Annotated in this window: 23 protein-coding genes; 10 read left to right on the forward strand and 13 right to left on the reverse strand. The window is 61.8% G+C overall.

The annotated features are described in order from the left end of the window. The 3 genes from GSQ73_RS09060 to GSQ73_RS09070 form a co-directional block, all read right to left on the reverse strand. Nucleotides 1–1,440 (reverse strand): ABC transporter ATP-binding protein, encoded by a 1,440-nt coding sequence (locus GSQ73_RS09060; RefSeq protein WP_158883229.1) that lies wholly within the window; start codon nt 1,438–1,440, stop codon nt 1–3. Then, nucleotides 1,430–2,254: an ABC transporter permease gene (locus GSQ73_RS09065; protein WP_254063352.1), complete on the reverse strand. Its 825-nt coding sequence runs from the start codon at nt 2,252–2,254 to the stop codon at nt 1,430–1,432. Before GSQ73_RS09065 ends, GSQ73_RS09060 begins: the two co-directional genes overlap by 11 nt. 62 nt (nt 2,255–2,316) lie before the next feature. Next, nucleotides 2,317–3,480, reverse strand: a complete 1,164-nt coding sequence (locus GSQ73_RS09070; RefSeq protein ID WP_158883416.1) for a PLP-dependent aspartate aminotransferase family protein — start codon at nt 3,478–3,480, stop codon at nt 2,317–2,319. Between the two features lie 202 nt (nt 3,481–3,682). Here GSQ73_RS09070 and rfbB point away from each other — a divergent pair, with 202 nt between their 5' ends. From rfbB to GSQ73_RS09100, 6 genes are all read left to right on the forward strand, one after another. Further along, nucleotides 3,683–4,732 carry a dTDP-glucose 4,6-dehydratase gene (gene rfbB, locus GSQ73_RS09075; RefSeq protein WP_158883231.1) on the forward strand — a complete coding sequence of 350 codons (1,050 nt, stop codon included), beginning with the start codon at nt 3,683–3,685 and terminating at the stop codon, nt 4,730–4,732. Beyond that, nucleotides 4,729–5,616 (forward strand): glucose-1-phosphate thymidylyltransferase RfbA, encoded by an 888-nt coding sequence (rfbA, locus tag GSQ73_RS09080; protein ID WP_158883233.1) that lies wholly within the window; start codon nt 4,729–4,731, stop codon nt 5,614–5,616. Before rfbB ends, rfbA begins: the two co-directional genes overlap by 4 nt. Continuing rightward, nucleotides 5,613–6,170 carry a dTDP-4-dehydrorhamnose 3,5-epimerase gene (gene rfbC, locus GSQ73_RS09085; protein WP_158883235.1) on the forward strand — a complete coding sequence of 186 codons (558 nt, stop codon included), beginning with the start codon at nt 5,613–5,615 and terminating at the stop codon, nt 6,168–6,170. Before rfbA ends, rfbC begins: the two co-directional genes overlap by 4 nt. Continuing rightward, complete coding sequence (gene rfbD, locus GSQ73_RS09090; protein WP_158883238.1) at nt 6,167–7,102, forward strand: dTDP-4-dehydrorhamnose reductase; 936 nt, start codon at nt 6,167–6,169, stop codon at nt 7,100–7,102. The genes rfbC and rfbD overlap by 4 nt, the downstream gene beginning before the upstream one ends. 3 nt (nt 7,103–7,105) lie before the next feature. Then, entirely contained in the window at nt 7,106–8,518 is a 1,413-nt protein-coding gene (locus tag GSQ73_RS09095; protein WP_158883240.1) for a mannose-1-phosphate guanylyltransferase/mannose-6-phosphate isomerase, read from the forward strand. Between the two features lie 75 nt (nt 8,519–8,593). Then, nucleotides 8,594–10,126, forward strand: coding sequence for a hypothetical protein (locus GSQ73_RS09100; RefSeq protein ID WP_158883242.1), 1,533 nt, complete (start codon nt 8,594–8,596; stop codon nt 10,124–10,126). Nucleotides 10,127–10,177: 51 nt separating this feature from the next. Here the strand turns inward: GSQ73_RS09100 and glmS are convergent, their stop codons facing one another. From glmS to GSQ73_RS09125, 5 genes are all read right to left on the reverse strand, one after another. Then, a complete protein-coding gene (glmS, locus tag GSQ73_RS09105; protein WP_158883243.1) occupies nt 10,178–12,007 on the reverse strand; it encodes a glutamine--fructose-6-phosphate transaminase (isomerizing) in 1,830 nt (609 codons plus the stop codon). A gap of 119 nt (nt 12,008–12,126) precedes the next feature. Further along, nucleotides 12,127–13,497, reverse strand: a complete 1,371-nt coding sequence (locus GSQ73_RS09110) for a pyridoxal-phosphate dependent enzyme (protein ID WP_158883245.1) — start codon at nt 13,495–13,497, stop codon at nt 12,127–12,129. Between the two features lie 179 nt (nt 13,498–13,676). Beyond that, entirely contained in the window at nt 13,677–13,904 is a 228-nt protein-coding gene (locus GSQ73_RS09115) for a YdcH family protein (protein WP_158883247.1), read from the reverse strand. A 374-nt stretch (nt 13,905–14,278) separates the two neighbouring features. Further along, nucleotides 14,279–14,941, reverse strand: a complete 663-nt coding sequence (locus GSQ73_RS09120; RefSeq protein WP_158883249.1) for a hypothetical protein — start codon at nt 14,939–14,941, stop codon at nt 14,279–14,281. Beyond that, the gene (locus GSQ73_RS09125) at nt 14,938–15,552 is read right to left on the reverse strand and encodes a DUF4398 domain-containing protein (protein WP_254063353.1); all 615 of its coding nucleotides are present in this window, start codon (nt 15,550–15,552) and stop codon (nt 14,938–14,940) included. The genes GSQ73_RS09120 and GSQ73_RS09125 overlap by 4 nt, the downstream gene beginning before the upstream one ends. A gap of 83 nt (nt 15,553–15,635) precedes the next feature. Here GSQ73_RS09125 and GSQ73_RS09130 point away from each other — a divergent pair, with 83 nt between their 5' ends. Continuing rightward, nucleotides 15,636–16,748, forward strand: coding sequence for a PilT/PilU family type 4a pilus ATPase (locus GSQ73_RS09130; RefSeq protein WP_174236082.1), 1,113 nt, complete (start codon nt 15,636–15,638; stop codon nt 16,746–16,748). A gap of 15 nt (nt 16,749–16,763) precedes the next feature. On the opposite strand, the gene maiA is transcribed toward GSQ73_RS09130, so the two are convergent. After that, nucleotides 16,764–17,426, reverse strand: coding sequence for a maleylacetoacetate isomerase (maiA, locus tag GSQ73_RS09135; RefSeq protein WP_158883253.1), 663 nt, complete (start codon nt 17,424–17,426; stop codon nt 16,764–16,766). Nucleotides 17,427–17,598: 172 nt separating this feature from the next. On the opposite strand from maiA, the gene GSQ73_RS09140 reads away from it, so the two are divergent. Continuing rightward, on the forward strand, nt 17,599–18,780 hold the full coding sequence (locus GSQ73_RS09140) for a phosphoglycerate kinase (protein WP_158883255.1): 1,182 nt from the start codon (nt 17,599–17,601) through the stop codon (nt 18,778–18,780). Then, nucleotides 18,780–19,418: an HAD hydrolase-like protein gene (locus tag GSQ73_RS09145; protein WP_158883257.1), complete on the forward strand. Its 639-nt coding sequence runs from the start codon at nt 18,780–18,782 to the stop codon at nt 19,416–19,418. Before GSQ73_RS09140 ends, GSQ73_RS09145 begins: the two co-directional genes overlap by 1 nt. Nucleotides 19,419–19,459: 41 nt before the next feature. Here the strand turns inward: GSQ73_RS09145 and tkt are convergent, their stop codons facing one another. Beyond that, nucleotides 19,460–21,469, reverse strand: coding sequence for a transketolase (gene tkt, locus GSQ73_RS09150; RefSeq protein WP_158883259.1), 2,010 nt, complete (start codon nt 21,467–21,469; stop codon nt 19,460–19,462). Nucleotides 21,470–21,733: 264 nt separating this feature from the next. Here tkt and GSQ73_RS09155 point away from each other — a divergent pair, with 264 nt between their 5' ends. Continuing rightward, nucleotides 21,734–22,456, forward strand: coding sequence for a porin family protein (locus GSQ73_RS09155; protein WP_158883261.1), 723 nt, complete (start codon nt 21,734–21,736; stop codon nt 22,454–22,456). Nucleotides 22,457–22,540: 84 nt separating this feature from the next. On the opposite strand, the gene GSQ73_RS09160 is transcribed toward GSQ73_RS09155, so the two are convergent. The 3 genes from GSQ73_RS09160 to pyk all read right to left on the reverse strand — a co-directional run bounded on the left by GSQ73_RS09160 (nt 22,541) and on the right by pyk (nt 25,705). Next, complete coding sequence (locus GSQ73_RS09160; protein WP_158883263.1) at nt 22,541–23,548, reverse strand: class I fructose-bisphosphate aldolase; 1,008 nt, start codon at nt 23,546–23,548, stop codon at nt 22,541–22,543. A gap of 137 nt (nt 23,549–23,685) precedes the next feature. Beyond that, nucleotides 23,686–24,129 (reverse strand): energy transducer TonB, encoded by a 444-nt coding sequence (locus GSQ73_RS09165; protein WP_158883265.1) that lies wholly within the window; start codon nt 24,127–24,129, stop codon nt 23,686–23,688. A gap of 94 nt (nt 24,130–24,223) precedes the next feature. Next, nucleotides 24,224–25,705 (reverse strand): pyruvate kinase, encoded by a 1,482-nt coding sequence (gene pyk / locus GSQ73_RS09170; RefSeq protein WP_158883267.1) that lies wholly within the window; start codon nt 25,703–25,705, stop codon nt 24,224–24,226. Between the last annotated feature and the right edge of the window lie 144 nt (nt 25,706–25,849).

Genomic DNA, 25,849 nt, shown 5'->3' on the forward strand with positions numbered 1-25,849 from the left:
TCACGAGGCGGGATGGGTTGGGGCTGTGAGTGAGACCTTCGAAACAAGCTCCATATCGGCGAAACCGTTGGTGTGACGCTTGTCGCCCAGCACCGTGAGGATGATCGAATCGACGCGGCGATCGAGTGTGCCGATGTCGGCGCCTTGCTCGTCGAACTGCGAAACACCCACCGTGAGAAAATACTGGCCCGGCAGCAACGAATTGCGCAGGTCGAATTCGACGATGACGACATCGTCCGCGGCGTAGCTATAGAGCTCGTTTTCCACCGTGAACGTGTTGGCGCTGTAGACCACCAGGCCCTCGCGGGTACGCACCTGCATGCCGAAGATCACGCGTTCCGATGGTCTGGAAAAAACGTACTTGAGCATCAGGCCGAATGACTCGCGCGAGTGCACGATCGGAGATTCACCACGCTGCCCCTTGATGAGGAAATCAAGCAGGGTCGCTGCGCCGTCTCCGAGACGGACTTCGCCGCGGTTGTAACCCGCGCGGGAAGCGAAGAGCTCCTGTTGACCCCCGGCAACCAGGTAGTCGTAGTCGTCCCCGTGATCGCTTTTTTCCGCATCGCCTTCGGACGGTAGTGACTTTGCTTCCTCGGCAGCCGCCACGTTGCCAAGTCCCTGAACGGTGGAACGGTTGCCGAACACGCGACGCAGATATTCGGCGACCGCAGGCTTGGTCGGGCCGTCGAATACCAATCGACCCGAGTCGAGCACGATGCCGCGATCGCACAATTGCAACAGCGTATCGACCGAATGCGTGACGAACAGCAACGTGCAGCCGGCCTCACGCAACTCGTCGATACGACGGAAGCATTTGCGCTGGAAGTACACGTCGCCAACCGAGAGCGCTTCATCGATCACCAGGATTTCCGGATCGGAAAACGAGGCGACCGCGAATGCCAGCCGCACATACATGCCACTGGAATAAGTCTTGACTGGCTGATCGATGTGATCGCCGATTTCGGCGAAATCCACGATGTCCTGGTAGCGCTGCTTGAGCACGCTTTCGGGAATGCCATAGACCAGTCCGCTGAGAAAAATATTCTCCTTGCCGGTGAACTCCGGGTTGAAACCGGCACCGAGTTCCAGCAATGCGGCGATGCGTGCGGGCGACGTGATGGTGCCCGCTGTCGGCGTGAGGATGCCGCAGATCATTTGCAGCAGCGTGGATTTGCCCGACCCGTTGCGGCCGATGATGCCGATCGCCTCGCCGCGATGCACATTGAAACTCACGTCGCGAAGCGCCCAGAAATCCCTGTAATACTGGACGGCGGGCGCCCCGAACATCTGCCGCAATCTTGGCAGCAGCATCTGCTTCAACCGATGCTGCGGCTCGGCGTAGATCTCGTAGCGCTTGGTCAGACCCTTCACCGTGATGACCACATCGGATGCGGGTTGCAGTGATGACTCGGCCTGCGGCATCTGCTCAGAGGACATCGGCAAACCCCTTGCGCGCGCGTTCAAACCAGGCGAAGGCGAACCACGCAAAAAGGCAGGACGCCAGCGCGTACAACCCCAACGCGCCCCAATTCGGCATGCGACCCCATACCAGCACGTTCTGCGACGACTCGACGATGACCGTCAGCGGGTTGAGATAGAGCAGTTCACGGTAGGCCGCCGGAATATGCTCCCTCGGATAAAACACCGGCGCCAGATACAGCAAGATGGTGGTGATGACGTTGATGGCCTGCTTGAGGTCGCGCAGGAACACGCCCAGCGAAGCAAGCAGCCAGATCGTACCGGCCACGAACGGCAGGAAAACGATCGCCACGATCGGAAACATCACCGCGGTCCACGGCACGCTGCCTTGCACGATCAGCTCAAAAACGATCAATACCACCGTCGATATCAACAGGTGGAACAGCGCCGAACCCAGCGTACTCCAGGAAAGAATTTCCAGAGGAAACACGACCTTTTTCACGAAGTTGGTGTTCTCGACGATCAGCGTCGGCGCCTTGTTTGCGCACTCGGAAAACATCGCGTTGATGTTGAGGCCGGCAAACAGGATCACCGCGTACGCCATATGTTCTCCACCCGGCACGTTCCAGTGCGAGTTGAAAATCACGCTGAAAACAAAGGTGTAGATCGCCAGCATCAGCAACGGATTGAAAAACGACCACAGCAAACCGATGAAGGATCCGCGATAGCGGCCGATCACGTCGCGCTTGGCCATCTGCATGACCAGCGGAAAATGCCGTTGCAGCGCGCGATAGGGCGCTGCGGGGTTGGTTAGCCGATAGGCTGAAATCATGTTGCTCCTTTGAATCGCGCGGCGATCCGGCGCCGAAAATCAATCGCGTCGGTCGAACCGCGTCAGCCCAGTGCTGCTGCCAGCTCGTCGCGCAGATCCGAAATGTCTTCCACGCCGACCGACAATCTCACCAGCCCATCACGGATGCCGAGCCGTTTGCGGTTGGCGGCAGGCACCGAGGCGTGGGTCATGATGGCGGGATGTTCAATCAGGCTTTCCACGCCGCCAAGCGATTCGGCCAGCGCGAACAGCTCGCAACGCTCCAGCATGCGGCGGGCTTTTTTCAGTCCGCCTTTGACTTCCATCGAGATGATGCCGCCGTAGCCGTCCATCTGCCGCTTGGCCAGTTTGTGCTGCGGATGACTCTTGAGACCCGGATAGATCACCCGCTCGACGGCCGGATGTTTTTCGAGCCATGGCGCCAGTTCCATCGCGCCGGCGCAATGCGCCTTCATGCGCAAGTGGAGTGTCTTCAGGCCGCGCATGGCAAGGAACGAATCGAAGGGACCGGCCACGGCACCGACCGAGTTCTGCAGGAAAGCCATCTGCTCCGATAGCGCCTTGCTGCCGGCCACCACGATGCCGCCCACCATGTCGGAATGGCCGTTGAGGTATTTGGTGGCGGAATGAAGCACGAGGTCGGCCCCGAATTCCAGCGGACGCTGGATCATCGGCGAGCAGAAGGTATTGTCGACGACCAGGATGAGGCCATGCTTTCTTGCGAACGCCGCGACCTTGGCAAGGTCGACGAGCTTGAGCATCGGGTTGGTCGGAGTTTCGGCCCAGATCATCCGCGTGGTCGGCTTGAGGGCCGCCTTCATGGCGGCGTCGTCATTGAGATCGATGAAGCTGAAATCGAGGCCCGCCGAGCGGCGACGCACTTTCTCGAAGAGGCGGTAAGAGCCGCCATAGAGATCGTCCATCGCAATGACATGGCTGCCCGAGTCGAGAATATCGAGCACCGTCGCTGCCGCGGCCAGCCCGGAAGCGAAAGCGAACCCGGCAACGCCGCCTTCCAGCGCCGTCACGCAACGCTCGTAGGCCATGCGGGTCGGATTCTGCGTGCGCGAGTATTCGTAACCCTTATGCCTGCCCGGGCTTTCCTGCACGTAGGTGGACGTCGCATAGATCGGCGTCATGATCGCGCCGGTGCTGGGGTCCGGATGCTGGCCGGCGTGGATCGCCCGCGTGCCCAGTCCGTGTTTCGCGTTGGCTTTCTTAGTCATGGCAGGCATCTGAGTGGGTTCCGATCCGGCGAGATCACCGGCGCGCGAAGTAGCCGCGAATGATACCCGCCATCCACCCTTGCGTGCCTTAATGGTCAGTCAGTTCGCGAGGTCGTTGTGCGCCTCAAGCGAGCTGCACGGCCAAATCCCCTGGGCGGGCATGGCACAATAGGCGTTCCGCATGGACGAAGATCGAGGTTGCATGAAAACTCTGCTTGTCACCGGCGGCGCCGGCTTTATCGGCGCCAATTTCGTGCTTCAGGCGGTCGTCGACGGTTTAAGGATCGTCAACCTGGACAAACTGACCTACGCCGGCAACCCGGACACGCTCGCTTCGCTGGCCGGCAATCCTCTGCACGTCTTCGTGCAAGGCGACATTGGCGACCGGTCGCTGCTGGCTGCGCTGCTGGCGGAACATCGTCCCGACGCCATCGTCAATTTCGCGGCGGAATCGCATGTCGACCGCTCGATCGACGGGCCGGCCGAATTCGTCCAGACCAACGTCGTCGGTACGCTCGGCCTGCTCGAATCGGTGCGCGACCACTGGCGTTCGCTTGAGGGCGCTGCCCGGGAAGCGTTCCGTTTCCTGCACGTGTCGACCGACGAGGTCTACGGCTCACTCGGCGCCGACGGCAAGTTCACCGAGCAGACGCCGTACGCGCCCAACTCGCCCTACTCCGCCTCGAAGGCGGCATCGGATCATCTGGTACGCGCTTTCCATCACACCTACGGCTTGCCCACGCTGACCACCAATTGTTCCAACAATTACGGTCCGTACCAGTTCCCCGAAAAACTCATTCCGCTGATCATCCAGAAAGCGCTGGCGGGCGAGTCGTTGCCGGTCTATGGCGATGGCAAGAACATCCGCGACTGGTTGTTCGTGGGTGACCATTGCAGCGCCATCCGTCGCGTACTCGACGATGGCCGCGTCGGCGAAACCTATAACGTGGGCGGCAACGCCGAGCGCGAAAACATCGCCGTCGTGAAGACGATCTGCGCCCTGCTCGACGAGCGCGCGCCGCTGGCCGATGGCCGCCGGCGCGAATCGCTGATCACCTACGTGAAGGATCGTCCCGGTCACGATCGGCGCTACGCGATCGACTCCAGCAAATTGCAGGATGAGCTCGGCTGGCAGCCATCGCACACCTTCGAAAGCGGTATCGCGCAAACCGTTCACTGGTATCTCGACAACCAGCCGTGGACGCACCGCGTGCTCGACGGTAGCTATCGCATGGAGCGGCTGGGCTCATGACGACGCAGAAAGGCATCATCCTCGCCGGCGGTTCCGGCACGCGGCTTTATCCGATCACGCGCGCGGTGAGCAAGCAGTTACTGCCGATCTACGACAAGCCGATGATCTACTACCCGCTGGCAACCTTGATGCTGGCAGGCATCCGCGAAGTGCTGGTGATCAACACACCGCATGAGCAGGAGATGTTCCAGCGATTGCTCGGCGACGGCTCGCAATGGGGCATCGACATTCGCTACGCCGTGCAGCCCTCGCCCGATGGCCTGGCGCAGGCATTCACCATCGGCCGCGACTTTGTCGACGGCAAACCCAGTTGCCTCGTGCTCGGCGACAACATTTTCTACGGCGTCGGCCTGACCGAACGACTCAAGCGCGCCGCATCGCGCGATCAGGGCGCCACGGTTTTCGGCTATTGGGTGCGCGATCCGGAGCGCTACGGCGTGGCCGAGTTCGACGGCGCCGGACGCGTGATCGGGCTGGAGGAAAAACCTGCGCAACCGAAGTCCAGCTACGCGGTCACCGGACTTTATTTCTACGATGCGCGCGTCTGCGATTTTGCCGCGGCGTTGAAACCTTCGCCGCGTGGCGAGCTGGAAATCACCGATCTCAATCGCTGCTACCTCGATGACGGCTCGCTGCATCTGGAGCAACTCGGTCGTGGTTTCGCGTGGCTCGACACGGGCACGCACGATTCGATGATGGAAGCAGGCAATTACATCCAGACGATCGAAAACCGTCAGGGCCTCAAGGTGTGCTGCCCCGAGGAAATCGCGTACATCAACGAATGGATCGATGCCGAGCAGTTGCTGGCACTTGCCGCCCCGTTGGCGAAAACCGGTTATGGCCAATACCTGCAACAGCTCACGCGACAGGGTCACGCCCGTTGAAAATCATCAAGACCTCCTTGCCCGACGCGCTGATCATCGAGCCGCAGATTTTCGGCGACGCGCGCGGGTTCTTCTACGAAAGCTATAACCGCGCCAGCTATCACGACGCCGGCATCGACGCGGAATTCATCCAGTCCAATGTCTCGCGGTCCGCGCGCGGCGTGCTGCGCGGCCTGCATTATCAGTGGCCCAATCCACAAGGCAAGCTGGTCAGCGTGCTCGAGGGCGAAGTCTATGACGTCGCCGTGGATATCCGCCGCGGCTCGCCCACGTTCGGCAAATCCGTCGGCGTCATGCTGACCGCCGATAACCATCGGCATTTCTGGGTGCCAGAAGGTTTCGCGCACGGCTTCTGCGTGGTGTCGGAATTCGCGACGTTCTCCTACCAGTGCACCGCACTTTACGATCGCGCGGCGGATGCCGGCATTCGCTGGAACGACGCGGATCTCGCGATCGACTGGCCGGTAAGCGCGCCGCTGCTCTCCGAGAAAGACGGCAAGACGCCCTTGCTGAAAGACGTCGCGCCCGAGCGTCTGCCGATCTACGCGCCGTGAAAACCCTGCTGCTGGGCGCCAATGGCCAGCTCGGCCGCAGCTTCGTCGATCACGGTGGTCTGGCCGCTCATGGCGAATTGGTCCTCGCCAGTCGCGATGGCCAACTTGCGCAAGGCGGTCGCGGCGACGTTGCCGACCTCTCGACACCGGAAAACCTTGTCGAGTTATTCGACCGCGTGCGCCCCGATGTCCTCCTCAACACCGCCGCGTACACCGCGGTTGATCGAGCGGAGCAGGACGAAGCACTGGCCATGCGCGTCAACGGCGAAGCGGTGGGTGTCATCGGCGATTGGGCAGTGCGACATGGCGCGCTGGTCATCCACTATTCCACCGACTACGTATTCGACGGCAGTCAGGATCGGCCGTATGCGGTCGATGCAACAACAGGTCCACTGAGTGTCTATGGACGCAGCAAACTTGCGGGTGAGCAGGCGCTCGCGAAGAGCGGCGCGGATCACCTGACGTTTCGCACCGCGTGGGTCTACGCCGCGCACGGTCATAATTTCCTGCGCACCATGCTGCGGCTTGGCGCGGCACGCGATGAACTTCGCGTGGTGGCCGATCAACACGGCGCGCCAACCGATACGCGCCTGATCGTCGACGCCACTCTCGCCGCGCTCGATCGCTGGCAGCTTGCGGATATGGCACAACGCAAGAATCTGATCGGCACTCACCATCTGGTCGCCGGCGGTGCCACGACGTGGCATGGTTTCGCCAGCGCGATCTTCGAGTGCGCCGTCACGCAAGGTCTGCTCGCGAAGGCGCCGAAAGTCCTGCCGATCGAAAGCGCTGAATTCCCCACGCCAGCCGTGCGGCCGAAGTGGTCGCTGCTGGACAATACGGGCTTCCAGGAGCATTTCGATTTTCCGTTGCCGGACTGGCGACAGGGCTTGACGCGGGTCATGCGCGAACTCGCTTCATCAGGACACTGAGCCATGTTGATTCCACTCATTCTCAGCGGTGGCAGCGGCACGCGCCTGTGGCCGGTGTCGCGCAAGAATCTGCCCAAGCAGTTCCTCGTCCTGGCCGGCAAGGGCACGCTGTTCCAGCAGACCATTGCACGTACGCGAACCTTGCCGGGCGTTGCAGCGCCGATCGTGGTGGCCAGCGAAAACCATCGCTTCCTCGCCGCCGAACAACTACTCGAAGCCGGCGTCGCCGGCGCGAGCATCGTGCTCGAACCGCTTGCTCGCAACACGGCACCAGCGATTGCGCTCGGTGCATTGCAGGCAATCCAACGCGACAGCGAAGCACTGCTGCTCGTGCTGCCGGCCGATCACGTCATCGGCAATACGGCCGCATTCGTCGAGGCGGTGAAACAGGCGATCTTGCTGGCCGGTCAGGACTGGCTGGTGACGTTCGGCGTGCGACCGGATCGCCCGGAAACCGGCTTCGGTTATATCCGCCGTGCCGAAGCGATTGGCCACGACGGATTTCGCGTCGAGCAATTCGTCGAGAAGCCCGATCTCGCGACTGCCGAATCCTATCTGGCCGATGGCGGTTACGACTGGAATTCCGGCATGTTCCTGTTCAAGGCATCGCGCTATCTGGAGGAACTCGCCATCCATGCGCCGGCGATGCTGGATGCGGTGAAGACCGCGCATGCCAAGGCATCCATCGATCTCGACTTCGTGCGCATCGCCGCCCACGATTTCGAAAAAGTACCCGATCGTTCGATCGACTACGCGGTGATGGAAAAAACCCGTCGCGCCGCCGTAGTTCCGGTAAGTTGCGACTGGAGCGACATCGGTTCCTGGTCGGCGTTGTGGCTCACCGGCGACAAGGACGCGCAAGGCAACGTGCACGAAGGCGACACGCTCGGCGTCGACACGCGCAATTCGCTGCTGCGTTCGCATGATCGCCATCTGCTGACGACCTTGGGCGTCGACGACCTGATCGTCGTGACCACGCCGGACGCGACCCTCGTTGCACATCGCGATGCGGCGCAGGACGTGAAGAAAATCGTCGACGAACTCAAGGCCTCCGGCCGCAGCGAACACTCGCTGCACCGCGTGGTGCATCGCCCTTGGGGCAGCTACGACTCGATCGAAATCGGCGAGCGCTTCCAGGTCAAGCGTATCCAGGTCAAACCCGGCGCAAGCCTGAGCCTGCAGAAACATCACCACCGCGCCGAGCACTGGATCGTCGTATCCGGCACCGCCGAAGTCACCTGCGACGATAAGATTTTTCTGCTTGGCGAAAACCAGAGCACCTACATTCCGCTCGGCAGCAAGCATCGCCTGCGCAACCCCGGCATGGTGCCGCTCGAACTGATCGAAGTGCAGTCCGGCAGCTACCTCGGCGAAGACGACATCGTGCGTTTCGACGATGTGTATGGCAGGGCCTGAGTCCACCGCGATACACGTGAGCCAGGTCCCGGCGCCACGCTTTCGAGAGCACACATGCCGAGCAGGATGAATCCCATGTCATCAACTACCGGCTTGAAAACAAGGCCGAACCAAGTCTTCGTCATGCGTCTGCTGGCATGGCTGGTGGCGCTGATCGCCCTGCTCAACGTGGTGCTCTTCGCCTGGCTTGTGGCGTCACCGGTCATTCGTTCGGATGCCTGGTATTTCCTTGATGTGTTCCTGAAGAAAGCCATCGTCGGCCAGCTCGGGTTAGGCGATTTCTTCGTAAGGCGCTCGGTCGACGATCATGCGCAACCCCTGTTCAAGCTTGCCTTGTTGCTCGAATGGCGCTTCTTCGATCTCGACTTCATGGTCGAGTCGCTGATCGGGGTGGCCGCAGCCGCGGCGTGTGCGTGGGTGCTGCACATGTTGATGCTCGGAGCATCGCGGCACGATGGAGGCGCGGCCCGTCGCTACCTCGCGTGGGCGAGCACGTGCGCAGTGCTGTTCTCGCTGAATGCCGAGGGCGGTATCTGGACGTGGTCGCTCGTCTCGCTCGAATACGTGCCGATCCTGTGCATCCTGCTGTACCTGCTCGCGGTCTGGCGGGCATTGGAAAAACAGAGCCTCCCGCTATTGATTCTGGCGACTCTCCTACTGGGTATCAGCTGCGACGACGTGGGGCTGCTCGCGGTATTTGCTGCCGTGGCGATCCTGCTGCTGATCCGGTTTCGCATTCCGGACATGCGATACGTCGAAAAGATGATCATCGCGATCTGCATCAGCACGCTGGTCGTGCGCGTCGGGTACAGCTATGCGCCGATCCATGGAGCGGCCAATGCGCAACCACTGATCTCCCATCTCGGCGCATTGCCGGCGCAACTTCTGGACGGTGGATGGTGGAAATGGATCATGCTGCCGCTGGTGCTGCCCGTGGTCCATCCGTCGCTGTCCGCGTCCCTTCCGCCGTTTTTCTGGATAACGCTGCAAATTCCCCTTGCTACGTTGCTGCTGGTTGCGCATGTATGGTTCTGGCGCCAGGCGTGGCGCCGTGGTTACAGTGCTCCCGTGTTTGTCGCCGGCGGCCTGATGCTGCTTGCGTATGCAGAGCTTGCGGGGATTCTGGTTGGCCGTGTCTCGGTTCACGGCAACGACTATCTCTACCAGCCGCGCTACGTGGTGCTATACGCCGGCCATCTCATCGCCCTGCTGCTGATGTGGGCTGGAACGCACCCAGCCAAGTCAGGCACGCAACCACGACGCGCATGGATTGCCGGCATACCCATGGCTGGTTGCGTCGCCCTGCTGGCGTTGCAGATACCGATATCGATTCATGCGTGGAATCGGCGTCCGTACGAGTACGCATATCAGGCGCAACTCGCCTATCAGATCGGCGCCCTGGCTGAACATCCTGCGGATATTTCGCACTGCCTGCCCGAACTGCAGATATGCAACAGGCCACTGGAAAAGCGGACGGAACTGGTGAAGCTGCTGAGCGATCAGCGACTCAACGTGTTTGCACCGAGCGTGCAGCAAAGGCATTCCTATCTGCCTCGTCTGACGCCGCCGGCCGATGGCGCTACGCCTCCATCAGAACAAAAGAAATAGCCCTATCCGCTGCAAGGAATCTCGCGCGACTACACGAACGAGCGGCAACGATTATTCCACCGTCACCGACTTGGCAAGGTTGCGTGGCTGATCCACGTCGGTGCCGCGCAGCACGGCGACGTGATACGCGAGCAATTGCAGTGGCACGGTGAATACGGCGGGTGCGATGAAACTGCCGCCGGATTCGACGCGCAGCATGGTGCCGTGCGTGGCCATGTCGTCCATGCCGGCGGCGCCATCGGCGAACACGATGAGTCGGCCGCCGCGGGCGCGCACTTCCTGCAGGTTCGACTTGAGCTTGTCGAGCAGCGGACCGTTCGGCGCGACCGCGACCACCGGCATGTTTTCGTCGACCAGGGCCAGCGGGCCGTGCTTGAGTTCGCCCGCCGGATAGGCTTCGGCGTGGATGTATGAAATTTCCTTGAGCTTCAACGCGCCTTCGAGCGCCACCGGATATTGCACGCCGCGACCAAGGAACAACGCGTGCTGGCGATGGATGAATTCCGCGGCCAGTTCGATGATCGCCGGCTCCAGCTTCAGCGCGTTTTCGATGGCGCGCGGTAGGTGCTGCAGTTCGGCGCAGAGGGTCGCGTAGCGCTGCGGATCGAGTCCGTTGCGCCGCGCGAGTTCAAGTGCGAGCAAAGCAAGGCCCGCGAGTTGCGTGGTGAAGGCCTTGGTCGATGCGACGCCGATTTCCGGACCCGCGCGCGTCATCAATTTCAGATCGGCTTCGCGCACCAGCGAGGACTCCGGCACGTTGCATATCGCCAGCGTACCGAGGTAGCCGCGACGACGCGACTCGCGCAATGCCGCCAGCGTGTCGGCGGTTTCGCCGGATTGGGAAATCGCGACGAAGAGCGTGTCGGCCGCCACCACCGTTTCGCGATAGCGGTACTCGCTGGCGACTTCCACGCTAACCGGCAGGCGCGCGTATTCTTCGATCCAGTATTTCGCCACGACACCGGCGTGATAACTCGTGCCGCACGCGATGATGTGCAGGCCGCGCGTGCGTTCGAGCAAGGTATCGCTGTCGATGCCGAAGATGTTGGGCAACACGCCATGGGGACCGATGCGCGCTTCAAGCGTGTCGGCCACGGCCCGCGGCTGCTCGAAGATTTCCTTCTGCATGTAGTGACGGTATTCGCCACGCTCCACCGCGTCGGAAGACAGCTCGCTCTCGTGCACAGCGCGCTCGACCGGCGAGCCATCCAGGCCATAAACGTGGACGCTGTCGCGGGTGATCTCGACGACGTCGTCCTCGTCGAGATAGAGCATCTTGTTGGTGACCTGGATCAGCGCCTGCGCGTCCGAGCCGAGGAAGTTTTCACCGATGCCGATGCCGACCAGCAGCGGCGCGCCGCGACGTGCGCCGACTACGTGGCCGGGCTCGTCTCGATTCACCACCGCGATCGCGTAGGCGCCTTCAAGTGCACGTACGGTGGCCAGCACCGCTTCGCGCAGATTCAGTCCGCGATCCAGCTGGCGGTCGATCAGCGCGGCCATCACTTCGGTATCGGTTTCCGAAGTGAACACATGTCCTTTCGCCTGCAGCTCGCTGCGCAAACTGGCGTAATTTTCGATGATGCCGTTGTGCACGATTGCCACGCGACCAGCCACATGCGGGTGGGCATTGGCTTCGTTCGGCACGCCGTGAGTTGCCCAACGGGTGTGTGCGATGCCGGTGCCGCCGGGGAACGGATCGGCCAGGTATAGCGCCTCCATTTCGCGAACCTTGCCCTTGGCGCGCACGCGCCGGATTTCGCCCTGGTCCAGAACCGCCAGACCCGACGAATCGTAGCCGCGATATTCCAGCGCCTTGAGTCCGGCGATCAGCAACAGCGCGACGTCGCGCTGGGCGGCGGCAGCAACAATTCCACACATGACGAGCATCCCCCAAAATCAAACGCCGGCAGCCAACAGCGGCAGCCCGACGAACCACGTTACCCGGAACCTGCCGCGCACGGCATCGGCCATTCGTTGCACGCGAACCTGTCGTTCGCTTAGTTCACCTTGCGACGCAGATAGTTCAACAGGTCGATGCGCGTGATCAGACCGAGGAACTGTTCGCCATCCATGATGATGGCGACATGGCCGCGTTCGAACACCGGCAAAAGCGCCTCGATCGGTTCGCTGACCGCAAGTATCTGCAGGTTCGCCATCATCGCCGTGGACACTGGATCGCGGAACCGCGTCTCGTCGGCGTGCACGTGCATCAGGACGTCCGATTCGTCGACGATCCCCACCAGCTTGTCGCCGTCGATCACCGGCAGCTGCGAGACGTCGTAGAGCTTCATGCGGTTGTATGCGGTGATCAGCAATTCGTGCGGGCCGATCACCACCGTGTCGCGCTGCGCGAACGGCCGCAACAGAAGATCGCGCAGATCGCCATGCGGCTCGCGCTCGAGGAAGCCGTTGTCCAGCATCCAGTAATCGTTGTAGAGCTTGGACAGATACTTGTTGCCGGTGTCGCACACCAGTGTCACCACGCGCTTGTGCGTCGTCTGCTCGCGGCAATATTTCAGTGCCGCGGCAACCAGCGTTCCTGTTGACGAACCACCCAGTACACCTTCCTTCGAGAGCAGTTCGCGCGCAGTGAGAAAGCTTTCCTTGTCGGTGATCGCGTAGGCTTTCTTCACCCGGGTGAAGTCGCTGATCGTGGGCAGGAAATCCTCGCCGATGCCTTCCACCATCCAGCTCGCGGACTTGGTCGAAAGCGTGCCTTCGTTGATGTACTGCGTGAGGATCGAACCGACCGGATCGGCGAGGATGAATTCGGTAGCCGGGGAATGTTCCGCAAAATATTTTGACAGGCCGCTCAGCGTGCCGGACGAACCGCAACCGACGACGATGGCGTCGACGGTGCCATCCATCTGCTCGAGAATTTCCGGGCCGGTGGTCTGGATATGCGCAGCCGGATTATCCGGGTTGCCGAACTGGTTGATGAAGTAAGCGCCGGGCGTTTCCCGCGTGATGCGCTCGGCCATGTCCTGGTAGTACTCCGGATGACCCTTGGCCACATCGGAGCGGGTCAGCACCACTTCGGCGCCCATGGCCTTGAGATTGAAAATCTTCTCGCGGCTCATCTTGTCCGGCACCACCAGAATCAGGCGGTAGCCTTTCTGCTGCGCGACCAGCGCGAGGCCGAGTCCGGTGTTGCCCGCGGTGCCCTCCACCAGCACGTCGCCCGGCTTGATCCGGCCGGCTTTCTCGGCGCCCTCGATCATCGACAAGCCGATGCGGTCCTTGATCGAGCCACCGGGATTGGCACTTTCCAGCTTCAGGAACAACTCGCAGACCCCGGTATCCAGGCGTTGCGTGCGCACCATCGGGGTTCCACCGATCAACTCGAGGACACTCTGGTGGACCGTCATGAGAACTCCGTGGCGAGAAGGCCGCCGATGCGACGAGGCACCAGCAAACAAGGTCGCCATGATAACCGAGGCCCTCGCGCCTCGCCTTGCCGACAGGAATTTGTCGGCCGGAAACACTGCGGCCCCGGTGACCTTCCGTGACGGGAAGGGCCGGGGCCGCGTGTTGCGTGATAACCGAGTCAGTGGATGTGGCGCGCCCGATCGGCCCACATGCGTTCCAGTCGCGCCTTCGCCAGCAATTTTTCCTTCTTCATGCCGGTGAGCGTGGCGTCGTCGATCGGAAGCACGCCGATGTCGGCATCGTGCACCTTGCTGTCGAGTTGCTTGTGACGCTGGTAGAGCCGACGAAATTCGGCATCGGCTTTCATCAAGGCTTCGACATCATCGCGCTGCTGGTTTTCAAACATGATTCGACCTCCTGGGAAGTGAGTACGCGAACGCCCGGAGCGGGCGAACGCGATCGATCGATTGCGCGCGCTCGCCGCGTGTCCGGATTTCCGGGAAGCACGCGAGACTGGAAAACGGGGGATGGGCGCATGGTTTCTGTCGATGGCCCACGTTGCCGAAATGCATCGTGGGGCCTTGACCCTACTCTCCGCTTTTGGGCGGTGCAAGCCTCGCGAAATGCTTTGCGCGAGACTTGCGAAGTACGCGTAAAAGCTGTCGAAACAGCCTTTTTCCGGAACATCAAACCGCGCCGACACGCGGTTGGAAAACCCGCATATCGGCATGACAAAAGTTGCGTCCGCAACGCCTTCGGCAGTGCCGAAGGCGTGCCGAGTTACGGCTGTTGGTTTTGATGTTTTTTCTTGCTGGTCTTTTTCGGCGCGGGCGGTGGCGTGTCGGACGAGTCGCCCTGCATCTGCGAACGCATGGCTTTCGCCGCCTGCGCCGCGAGTGCTGCCTCGCGCCGCGCCGCGCTGGCGACTTTGCTCTGCGCAGCGGCGAGCTTCTTGGCCTGTTCGGCTTCGGCACGCGCCTGGTCAGCGGCTTGCGAATATTCCTGACCCTGCTGCTGCAGACGCGCGGTTTCTTCCTGCGCCATCTGATATTGCATGCGCTGGCGTTCGAGTTCGTGACGCGCGATGTCCGCATCGCGCCGGCTGTTGTCGAGCAGAATCTGGTCGTGCTCGCGATCGAGCTGGGTCAGTTTGGTCTGTGCGTCCTGCTGCTGCGCTGCAGTCTTCGCGAGGTCGACGCGTCGTTCGGCGAGGTAGAGATCATGCGGCCGATCGTGCTTGCTCGCCTGCGCGAGGCGGTTGATCGCATCGCGTGCGCGCGCCTGTTCCGCCTGCGCATAAATGCCAAGGCTCGGATCGTTGGCCAGTTGGTCGAGGCTGTTGTTGAGCCGGGCGATATCGATATCGTCCTGCTTGGCCTGTAATGAACCAGCTAAACCCAGCGCCAGCGACAATGTGATGAAAGTGACGGTGAAGCGCTTCATGGCTGCGCCCCCTGCGTGTCGCTGTCCGGTTGCGGATTGGATGGCGGCTGCGGGTTGTTTTCCGGCAACGTCTGGAAACCGTCACCGGCTGGTTGCGAATTGAGCACGGAAGATGAAGGTGCGGGCATGTCCTGCGGAGGGTCCTGACTGGGAAGCGTCGACGAGGAAGATGACGAAGGCATCGGCGGCGCCTGCTGCTCCTGTCGGGCAGCTTCGGCAGCGGCCTGCTCGCCTTCCTCGCGCAGGTGCGAATTTTCCTGCACTCGATTCTGGATCTGCGCGCGTGAAGCGCCGAGCCGGGCCTTGGCGCGCGCCAGTTCGGAATCGGCGCGCGACTCTTCGGCGAGATTGGCCGCGATCTCGTATTTGCGATCGGCCATGGCCGATTGCGCCTGCTGGAATTTATCTTGCGCGAAGCCCAGATCGACTGGCGCGTAATCGGCTGCGCCGGCATCGCGCGCCTCCTGAAGCTGGGTCTGCGCCTGGTTCATCGAGTCATCCGGCGGAGGTACCGTGGCACAGCCAGCCAGGACCAATGACAGCCCCAAGAGCACCGATGCCGAACGAATGCGGCCTGAAAGCCCGGCCAGCGGGGAAAAGATGTGCACCATCACAATCCTCATAGTGTGTCGCAGCGTATTGTGGGCAGGCATAATCCATCATTGCAACGCGTATTTGGAATCAGGGGATATACGTGGACATCGGTTACTTCCTCAAGCTCATGGTAGACAAGGGCGCGTCAGACATGTTCCTGACGACCGGCGCCCCGGTGAATATCAAGGTCGAAGGCAAGCTCTACCCACTGGGCAATACCGGCCTGCCTGGCGGGATGGTCAAGAAGATCGCCTACTCGCTGATGGACGAAGGCCAGGTGCCGCAGTTCGAGCGCAACCTCGAACTCAACATGGCGCTGGCGGTGAAGGAAGCCGGCCGCTTCCGCATCAACGTGTTCAAGCAGCGCGGCGAAGTCGGCATGGTGATCCGCGCGATCAAGAGCGAAATCCCGAGCATCGATCAGTTGCAGCTGCCGGCGATCTTCCGCGACCTGATCATGGAACCGCGCGGATTGATTCTCGTGGTCGGCGCCACCGGCTCGGGCAAGTCGACCACGCTGGCGGCGATGATCGACCAGCGCAACTCGAACACGCCCGGCCACATCCTGACGATCGAGGATCCGATCGAATACCTGCATCGGCACAAGCGCTCCATCGTCAACCAGCGCGAAGTCGGCCTCGATACGCACAGCTATCACGAGGCGCTGAAGAACGCGATGCGCGAAGCGCCCGACGTGATCATGATCGGCGAGATTCGCGATACCGACACGATGGAAGCGGCGATCGCGTTTTCCGAAACCGGGCATCTGTGCCTCGCTACGCTTCACTCGAACAACTCCGACCAGACGCTGGAGCGCATCCTCAACTTCTTCCCGGAATCGGCGCACAAGAACGTGCTGATGAACCTCGCGCTGAACCTGCGCGCGGTGATCAGCCAGCGCTTGGTAGTGGGCAAGGACGGTCGCCGCATTCCGGCCACGGAAGTGCTCCTCAACACGCCGCTCATTCGCGACATGATCCGTCGCGGCCAGATTCACGAGATCAAGGAAGCGATGGATCGCAGCTTGCAGGAAGGCATGCAGACGTTCGATCAGTCGCTCTATCGTTTGTACAAGGACGGGCGCGTCGAGCTGGAGGAGGCGCTCAGCAAATCCGATTCGCGTGACGGCCTCGCACTCAAGATCCGCCTGACCGAAGGCGCTGCCGACAGTCAGGAACTGGCCGGCAACGATCCTTACGGAATGAATTACTGATCGGTTGTCAGCGCGTCACGCAGGCTGCGCGTCCGCCTGCGCTTCCGGCGCGGCGCGCTGGAAGGCTTCCAGTTCGTTGCACGCGTCCACGATGCGCCGCAGCGTTGGATAGCCGTCCAGCGGCAATTTCCAGCGCAACGCGTTGTAGTACTGAGGCACCAGGCAGGCGTCGGCCATGCCGGGTTCGTCGCCGTGGCAGAAACGCCCGGTTCCCACATGGTCGGCCAGCATCGCTTCCATCGCATCGAAGCCGGTGGCGATCCAGTGTCGCGACCATTCCGCGCGCTGCGTTTCATCCGCGCCGAATTGCGATTCAAGTCGTTGCAGCACGCGCAGGTTGCCGAGCGGATGGATGTCGGATGCGACCAGCAGCGCCAGCGCGCGAACGCGTGCACGATCGCGCGCCTCGGCTGGCAGCAACGATGTTTCCGGGCGCGTTTCGTCGAGATATTCCATGATCGCCATCGATTGCGTGATCACGCGATCGCCGTCGAGCAGGCATGGAATCAGCTGCTGCGGATTGACCTGCCGATACGCCGCCGCGTGCTGCTCGCCGCCGTCGCGCAGCAGGTGCACGGCGCGCGATTCATACTCCAGCCCTTTCAGGTTCAGCGCGATACGTGCGCGATAGGCCGCGCTGGAACGCCAGTAGCCGTAGAGCACCAAGCCGGTTGTCATGGGCTTTCTCCCCTGCACGAAAGCGGCAGTTTAGCGACAGACAACCATCCGCGCATGCGTGCCGAAAGGCCGTGCCGCATGCGGCTGCGGTTTGCATCGACCGCGAGGCACGCCGACAATAAGCGGCTACCGCACACCAATAGCGGCCTTCCCACAACACCGGAGTCAAGCCGTGTCCGTCATCCGCATGAGTGATCTCGATTTGCGCGACAAGCGCGTATTGATTCGCGAAGACCTGAACGTTCCCATCGACGACCACGGCAAGATCAGTTCCACCCAACGACTCGATGCTTCGCTGCCGACCATCCGCGCCGCGCGCGACGCCGGTGCCAAAGTCATGGTGTTGTCGCACTTGGGTCGGCCGAAAGAAGGCCAGTTCGATGCCGCATCGTCGCTGGCTCCGGTGGCGGCTTGGCTCGGCGAACAGCTCGGCGTGAAAGTCCGGCTGGTGAGCGACTATCTCGATGGCGTCGAAGTTGCCGCTGGCGAAGTGGTGATGCTCGAAAACTGCCGAATGAATGTCGGCGAAGGCAAGGACGACGAGGCGCTGTCGAAGAAATACGCGGCGCTGTGCGACATCTTCGTCATGGACGCCTTCGGCACCGCGCATCGCGCGCAGGCGTCCACGCATGGCGTGATCAAGTTCGCGCCGATTGCCGCGGCAGGGCCGCTGCTCAGCGCCGAACTTGATGCGCTGGGTAAGGCGCTTGAGCATCCGGCGAAGCCGTTGCTGGCGATCGTCGCCGGCTCCAAGGTGTCGACCAAGCTGACCCTGCTCGACAACCTGATGGACAAGGTCGACCAGTTGATCGTCGGCGGCGGCATCGCCAACACGTTCATCGCCGCGATGGGTCATTCGGTCGGCAACTCGCTGGTCGAACCGGACCTGATCGACGCGGCGAAAAAAGTGATCGCCGATGCCAAGCGTCGCGGCGTGGAAGTACCGATGCCGATCGACGTGGTCGTGGCGCACGCGTTTTCCGCGCAGGCGCCGGCGACAGTGAAATTGATCGACCAGGTGCACGACGGCGAAATGATCCTCGACATCGGCCCGCAAACGGCCAAGCGCTATGCGGACCTGATCGCCAAGGCCGGCACCATCGTGTGGAACGGCCCGGTCGGCGTGTTCGAGTTCGATGCGTTCGGCAAAGGCACCGAAACACTGGCGCGTGCGATCGCGGCGTCGAAGGGATTTTCCATTGCCGGCGGTGGCGACACGCTGGCTGCGGTCGACAAGTACGGCATCGCCAACGATGTCTCCTACATCTCCACCGGCGGCGGCGCGTTTCTGGAATTCCTCGAGGGCAAGGAGTTGCCCGCAGTCACCGCGCTGAAGGCGCGTGCAGCGAAGTAATGCTGTGCCTGTTCGACCTTGACGGAACGCTGATCGATTCCGAGCACGGCATCACCGCCTGCGTGAAACACGCGCTGGCGCGACTGGATCTGCCTGCGCCCGCGGATGACGAACTGCGCCACTGGATCGGGCCACCGTTGCGCCACAGTTTTGCGCCCCTGCTCGACCATGATGCAGCGCTCATCGAAGCAGCCGTCGAGTACTACCACGAGCGCTTCCACACGGACGGCTGGCGCGAGTACGACATCTACCCCGGCATCGAAGCGTTGATCGCGCGCTTGCTCGCCGCCGGACATCAGCTTGCGGTGGTGACCAGCAAACCGCATCGGCATGCGGCGCCGATCATTGCGCATCTGCCGTTCGGCGAAGCATTCCTGCGACTGTATGGTCCCGATCCGTCGAGCCCACACAGCGAGAAAGCCTCGATGATTGCCGCAGCGCTGAGCGACTTCGGTGCAGCCGAGCAAGACACGGTGATGATCGGCGACCGCCGTTTCGATATCGAAGGTGCGATCGCCAATCAGGTGCGCGGCATCGGCGTGCTGTGGGGTTTCGGCAGCCGCGCCGAACTGGAACAGGCCGGCGCCAACGCGATCGCGGAAACACCGGACGCGCTCGCGAAATTGCTGGGCGGATAAACAGGCAACGGAGCGCGCGTTGCGCTCCGTTGCCACGAGCCTTATCCGATCACTCGCTTCACCGCATCGACGACATGCGCGACAGTGAAACCGAATTGCTCGAACAATTGCGGTGCAGGCGCGGAAGCGCCGAACGTCGTCATGCCGACCACGTCGCCGTCCAGGCCCACATATTTGCGCCAGAAGTCAGCCGTTGCCGCTTCCACCGCCACGCGCGCTCGACACCAGCCAGGCAGCACGCCTTCGCGATATTCGAGCGGCTGCGCATCGAATACTTCGGTGCATGGCATCGAGACCACGCGCACCGCCACGTTCTGCTGCGCGAGCGTGCGCGCTGCTTCCATCGCAAGTTCAACTTCCGAACCGGTGGCAATCAGGATCGCCTTGAACTTCGTGTCCAGCGGATCGGACAACACATAACCGCCGCGATTGATGTCGGCCAGTTGCTGCTTGTCACGCTGCTGATGTTTCAAGGTCTGGCGCGAGAAAATCAGGCACGACGGCGCGCCCTTGCGTTCGATCGCCGCCTTCCACGACACCGCCGATTCCACGGCATCGCACGGACGCCACAGGTGGTTGTTCGGGATGTAACGCAGGCTGGCGAGATGTTCGACCGGCTGATGCGTCGGGCCGTCTTCGCCCAAGCCGATGGAGTCATGCGTGTAGACGTTGATGGCGTGCGCCGGGATCAGCGCGCTCATGCGAACTGCGTTGCGCGCGTAGTCGGAAAACACCAGGAAGGTTGCGTCGTAGGGAATAAATCCGCCGTGCAATGCCACGCCGTTGGCGATCGCGGTCATGCCGAATTCGCGCACGCCGTAATACACGTAATTGCCCTTGCCATCCGAACTGTTGCCGGTGGCGGCGTCGAGGCTGCCTTTCCATTTGGTCAGGTTGGAACCGGCAAGATCTGCCGAGCCGCCAATCAGCTCCGGCAGCAACGGACCGAATGCATCGAGCGTCATCTGCGATGCCTTGCGCGAGGCAACGTCCGGGCCCTCGAGCTGCAGCTTTTCGACGTAGGCTTGCGATTTTTCCGCCCAGTCGGATGGCAATTCGCCGGACTGGCGGCGCTTGAACTCGGCGGCCAACTCAGGATGTGCGGATGCGTACGCATCAAACGCTGCATTCCACGTCTGCTCGCGCTTCGCACCGGCGGTTTTCGCATCCCAGCCGGCGTAGATATCGGCAGGAATATCGAACGGTGCATGGGTCCAGCCGAGCTGTTCACGCGCGGCAGCAATCTCGGTTTTACCCAGCGCCGCGCCGTGGCTTTCTTCCTTGCCCTGCTTGTTGGGCGCACCAAAACCGATGATCGTCTTCGCGCAGATGAGCGTGGGTTTGTCGTGTTGCGATGTCGCAGCAGCGAAAGCCTTCTTCACTGCCTCCGCGTCGTGGCCGTCGACATGGCGAATCACGTTCCAGCCATACGCTTCGAAACGTGCCGGTGTGTCGTCGGTGAACCAACCATGCACTTCGCCATCGATCGAAATGCCGTTGTCGTCGTACACCGCCACCAGCTTGTCTAACTTCCAGGTACCAGCGAGCGAAGCGACTTCGTGCGAGATGCCTTCCATGAGGCAACCGTCGCCGAGGAATACGTAGGTGTGATGATCAACCACGTTGTGGCCGGGCCTGTTGAAATGCGCCGCAAGCACTTTTTCGGCGAACGCGAAGCCGACTGCGTTTGCCAAGCCCTGACCCAGCGGCCCCGTGGTGGTTTCCACGCCGGGGGTTTCGCTGGCTTCGGGATGACCGGCCGTTTTCGAATGCAGCTGGCGGAAGCGCTTGAGCTGATCCAGCGGCAGATCGAAACCACTCAGATGCAGCAGGGCGTACTGCAGCATCGAACCGTGACCGTTGGAGAGAACGAAACGATCGCGGTTCGGCCATTTCGGGTTGCCCGGATTGAACTTCAGGAAATCGTTCCAAAGCACTTCGGCGATATCGGCCATGCCCATCGGCATGCCTGGATGACCGGAATTCGCGGCCTCCACAGCATCCATGGCGAGCGCGCGCACGGCATTGGCAAGTTCACGACGGTGGAGCATGAAAAGTCCCCTTTAGCTTATGGAAAGTGTAAAGGGCGTCATTGTCCCCGATGGTGAGAGTTCTGTCGCCCTTCCAAAAAGACGTTCGCAAGTATCTAAAAGTATTGACATTAACGACAGCTTAATTTTGAACTGATCGGTATTGAAACTCTTCAGGTACGCACCGATCTAATGCACCAGCACCGCCCTGAGCAGGTGCGCCTTTTGCGCCCAGCCGAACCCCCGGAAGCGCAAACGGAACCAAAAAATTAGGAGTACGCCCCGATGAAAAAGACATTGCTTTCGATTGCCTTTGTTTCCGCCAGCCTCGCCTTTGTGCCGGCAGCATTTGCACAAGATGCACAGCCCAGCAACGGCAACTATCAGTCGAGCCAGCCCGTAGGTAGCGGCAACTGGTTTGCCGACCTCAGTGCCGGCCGTACCGACGGCTACAGCAAGAACAGTGACTTCGGCAGCGGTTTCGGCAACGGCTCCGGCAACATCTTCAAGAACAAGAACGGCCGCCGCACTGGCTACGGTGTGCTGGGCGGTTACCGCTGGAAGGCCGGTTCGGATCTGGGCCTGGGCCTCGAAGCCGGTTACACCGATCTGGGTAACTACAAGCTCAGCAACCTCGGTGGCGACGGATCTGTCGATCAGAGCCGAAGGGAAAACGCGTTGCATGGCTGGGTGGCCGGCGTGAACGGTCGGATCAACTTGCTGCCGCAGTGGTACCTCAGCGTGCACGGCGGTTACTTCCATGCGAATAACGATGGCGGCGCTTACAACGATACCCTCCATCAGGATCTTTTCCATGGTGGTAATCGCGGTGGTTATTACGCTGGACTTGGCACTGGCTGGGACATCTCCCAGCACGTCGGCCTCGGCGTGAAGTACGACTACTACCATGCGTCGGCCGGTAATCTGCATGACGTGGCGTCAAACTCGGACTTCGCGGTGCGCCGCTCGACCGGCATCGTGTCGGTGGATGCCGAGTACCGCTTCTGAGTTCCGCATCGACTGATGCTGCAAAACGAAACGGGCGCCGAAAGGCGCCCGTTTTTATTGCGACATTGAACTGGAAAGGTAGGCTTACTTGCCGTTCCACTGGCCCAGTGCGGCAAGGCCGTTGTCGCGTGCGCGCGCATGCACGATCTTTTGTGCTTCGGCGTAGTTCGCCTTCATGTCCTTTGCCCACAGGTGCAACGCCGCCTGTTGCATGGCGCGACCGTAGGAGAACGACAGCGGCCATGGATGCGGACCGATGCGGTTCATCGCGTTCAGATGCGCGGTGGACTGCTCGTCGTTCTGGCCGCCTGAAAGAAACACGATGCCTGGCAGCGATGCGGGCACGGTGGTTTTCAGCACGCGCACTGTGGCTTCGGCGACTTCCTCGACGTCGACCTGCTCGTCCGACTCCTTGCCCGGAATCACCATGCTGACTTTCAGGATCGTGCCTTCGAGCATCACATTCTGCTCGTACAGCGCGTTGAATAGGCTGCGCAGCACCGCCTCGTGCACTTCGTAGCTGACTTCGATGCTGTGGTCGCCATCCATGATCACTTCGGGCTCGACCATCGGCACGATGCCCGCTTCCTGGCACAGTGCCGCGTAGCGCGCGAGCACGTGGCAGTTGGCTTCGATTGCGGTGGAGCTCGGGTTGTCTTCGCTGATGTTGATCACCGCGCGCCACTTGGCGAACTGCGCGCCGAGCTTGGCGTATTCCTGCAAGCGCTCACGCAGGCCGTCGAGGCCTTCGGTCACCACGTCGCCGGGGAAGCCGGCCAGCGGCTGCGGGCCCTTGTCGACCTTGATGCCCGGAATGATGCCTAGCTTTTTCATGACCTGAGTGAAAGGCACGCCGTCCTTGGTCGACTGGCGAATCGTTTCGTCGTACAGGATCGCGCCCGAAATGTGCTCGTTGAGGCCTGGCGTGGTCAGCAGCAACTCGCGATACGCACGGCGGTTCTCTTCGCTGTTCTCGATGCCGACGGCCTCGAAGCGCTTCTTGATGGTGTTGGTGGACTCATCGATGGCGATGATGCCCTTTCCGGGTGCGACCATCGCAAGAGCGATGCTTTCGAGATCTTCAATACTCATGACGACTCCGTGGAGTGGAATGCCCGCAGCACAACGGGAAAGCCGCACCTCATAACGAGAAGCGGCGGATTCAAACGAGAATTATAGGCCAGATTTTCGAGACGGTCGTCCAGACGGCGCGGGCGCTGTACGGCGTACTACTGGCTGAAGCCGGGCAGCCTGCAGGCATCCATAATCTTCTGCTGCTGCGCCTTGTCGTCCGGCGCGTTGAACGGGACGATGTAATACGTGGAAACCGGCTCGCCGATGTGGTTGGTCAGCGACGGGCCGTAGCGGAAATTCACCACCGCGCTCTTCGCCATCGGGCCCAGATCGCTCTTGGGCGACACTTTCACAACCTGCACGTTCATCGGCACGCCATCCGAGCCGATCGTATAGGTCACCGCCGCGCAACTCGGCGCATTCAGATTCAGCCCGCTGTTGGGCGCATCCATCTGCACGTGGGTGTTGAGCAGGATCCAGTAGCGCGACAGATGATCCTGATCCACACGGTGTTCGGACTGGGCCATCGCCACGTTGGCCGCGCCAAGCGCCAATGCCAGAAACAAACCTTGCCGAAATAGCTGAAACGTCTTTTTCATGGTGATCTCCTTTGCCATGCGCGTGGGGACGCCAGTGTAGTCGCCGCGCACGTGCAGGCGCAGCGAACATCACAGCTCGAAATCAGTGGCCCAATCAGAGATCGCGCAGGCTTTCGACCATGCCGTCCGCGCCGACCGACAGCAGCTTCAGCGTGTTGGTGCCGCCGCCGCGACCCATGTGGTCGCCGTGCGTCAGGATCACGCGGTCGCCTTCGCTGAGCCGTCCCTGCGTAAACAGTTGCTGCACAGCCGCGCGAGCGGTGGACGCCGAGTTCTGCCCGACGTGCACGAATTCCACCGGGCGCACGTCGCGCAGCAGCAGCATGCGACGGCGTGCATCGGCCAGCGGCGACAGCGCGTAGATCGGGATCGCCGTGCGATAGCGCGACAGCCATTGCGCGGTCGCGCCAGATTCGGTCAGCGCAACGATCGCGCGCACACCGAGTTCGCCGGCAAGCAACATGGCCGCCAGTGCGATGGCCTGATCGGTGCGATCCAGTCGATGGCCGCCGGTGGTGAGATCTTCCTTCGGCTCGAACTGGCGCTCCGCACCGAGACAGATGCGGCAGAGCGCAGCGACGGCCTTGTCCGGATGGGCACCTGCAGCGGATTCCTCCGACAGCATGACCGCATCGGTGCCGTCGATCACCGCATTGGCGACGTCGAGCACCTCGGCACGCGTCGGAATCGGCGAACGCACCATCGACTGCAGCATCTGCGTGGCGGTGATCACCGCGCGGTTACGCTGCACGGCTTCACGAATGATTTTTTTCTGCAGGCCGGGCAATTCGGCATCGCCGATTTCCACGCCGAGATCGCCGCGCGCCACCATCACGACGTCGGACGCGTCGATGATCTCGCCGAGTACGGGAATCGCGTCGGCGCGTTCGATCTTCGCGACCAGCGCGGCATGGCCGCCGGCTTCGCGAAGCAGTCGACGCGCCTGGTCCATGTCCGCCGCGGAGCGCACGAAAGAGACGGCCAGAAAATCGGCGCCGATTTCGGCGGCCAGCTTGATGTCCGAACGATCCTTGTCTGACAGCGCTTCGACCGAGAGTCCGCCGCCCTGGCGATTGAGTCCCTTGCGATCGGACAGCTTGCCGCCGATCAGCACCTTGCAATGAATTTCCGAGCCGGTGATCGTCATCACCGTCAGCGCGATCAGGCCATCGTCCAGCAGCAATACGTCGCCGGGATGCACGTCCTGCGGCAACTCGTGATAACTCACGCCGACGCGAGTCACGTCGCCGAGCGGCGCACCGGCGCGACAGTCGAGCACGAAGTCCTGGCCCTGCTGCAGTTCCACCGGACCGCCGGCGAATTTCTCGACGCGAATCTTCGGCCCCTGCAGGTCTGCCAGAATGCCGACCTCGACACCTACCGCCAGCGCGGCCTGCCGCACGGCCGCCGCGCGTGCGCGGTGGTCGTCCGGGGCGCCGTGGGAAAGATTGAGCCGCGCGACATTCATGCCTTCGGCGATGATCTTCTCGAGCATGCCCGGCACGTCGGTGGCCGGTCCGAGGGTGGCGACGATCTTGGTGCGTCGCGTGCTGGGTGTCTGGATGATGGTATTCATTCCTTCAGGCTAGCAGATGAAAGACGCTTCGCCATCTCCCTGACCGGGCCGAATCGCATTAACGGAATTTTTCGGCGAGCCGCCTTGATGTAACGACGCATCGACGGACGTCTCTACCGCCAAACGTCATTCCCGTCCCGGGCT

The sequence above is a fragment of the Rhodanobacter sp. L36 genome, from assembly GCF_009765755.1.
Taxonomy (GTDB): domain Bacteria; phylum Pseudomonadota; class Gammaproteobacteria; order Xanthomonadales; family Rhodanobacteraceae; genus Rhodanobacter.